This window comes from Bacillus cereus group sp. MYBK108-1, assembly GCF_051917185.1.
GTDB classification, from domain to species: domain Bacteria; phylum Bacillota; class Bacilli; order Bacillales; family Bacillaceae_G; genus Bacillus_A; species Bacillus_A cereus.
The window spans coordinates 1-1,282 of the sequence record NZ_JBQAHZ010000062.1 but is presented as its reverse complement, the minus strand read 5'-3'; the positions used below and the strand labels follow the sequence as shown (position 1 = coordinate 1,282).

Below are 1,282 nucleotides of genomic sequence, written 5' to 3'. Positions count from 1 at the left end.
TGAAGTGACCCCCGAAAATGGGACACCAATCAAAACACCTAAACCACTTGTTCCCTAAATTCTTTAGGGGATAGGTGGTTTAATTTTTCTTGAATTCGCACACAATTGTAGTAATGAATGTATTCTAGCACAATCTTTCGCACAGTTGTGTTGGATACTTTTGTTATCTTTTGTGAATAGAAAGCTTCACTTTTTAAATGACCAAAGAAGCTTTCCATGACGGCATTATCATGGCAATTTCCTCTCCGGGACATGCTGGTGATCATGCCGTTTTCTTTGGCATACGCTTGAAATTCTTTTGCTGTATAAATACTTCCTTGATCTGAGTGAAGAAGGACATCTTTTACTTTTCGCCCTCTCATTGCTTGTTTTAATGTCTTCATCGCTAATGTCAGTGTTTGTGATTCGCTGATGACACAACTAATAATTTCACGATTAAAGGCATCCATAATCGTTGATAAATACAAGGTACGCTCTCCAAATAAGAGATACGTCACATCCGTAAACCACTTTTCATTTGGTCTGGATGCATCGAATTGGCGCTCCAATCGATGAGGGGCTACCATTGGTTCCGCACCATTGATATATTTCTTTTTCTTTCGACGTACTTTTGAAAGAATGTGATTTTGTCTCATGATTCGTAATACTTTTTTATGATTGACACACAGTCCCATTTTTCGAAGAGTAGCGGTCACTCTTCGATATCCATACCGGAATTTATGCCTAAGACAAACGTCCTTTACTTTCTCTTCTATACCATCTTTCAAATCTTCCGTTCGTTGTAACCAACGATAAAATGTGGAACGGGGTAATTCTAATACGTTACACAATTCTTTTACCGTTATTTTTGTTTTTACATTTTCCCATAAAGTAACTACAGTTTCTGGTTTCAGCCCCTTTCGATTTCCAGATACTTTCCCCATACAAGTAATTTTGTTTTTAGATGTTTATTTTCTAAACGTAGCTGTTCCAATTCACTGAGCTCTTTTGGTCCTTTTCCATAAGAATATTGTTTTCCTACAGGTTGTTGAAAACGATACGTTTGATCTGTACGATACCATTTCATCCATGTCTTAATTTGAGAAACATTTTTAATTCCGAGTTTCTCCATAATTGTACGATTTGAATAGCCGTCTTTCTTCATTTCAATAACTTTCCACTTTGTTTCTTCTGGGTAATGAACTCTTGTCTTCAAACGAAAAACACCTCCATTGAATTTGCATACTTAGTATGCGAATTCAGGAGGTGTTTTTTTCATGTACCACTATTCGGGTTCACTTCA

General features: G+C 36.7%; 1 protein-coding gene. It reads right to left on the bottom strand.

Features of this window, described 5'->3' with window-relative positions; translation table 11 throughout:
- Window positions 1-38 precede the first annotated feature (38 nt).
- Window positions 39-1,195 (bottom strand): IS3 family transposase gene (locus ACTFSL_RS31065; RefSeq protein ID WP_128805783.1). Its coding sequence is split into 2 segments (ribosomal slippage): window positions 39-943 and window positions 943-1,195, totalling 1,158 coding nucleotides; the frame shifts between segments, so codons are not numbered across the junction.
- Window positions 1,196-1,282 lie beyond the last annotated feature (87 nt).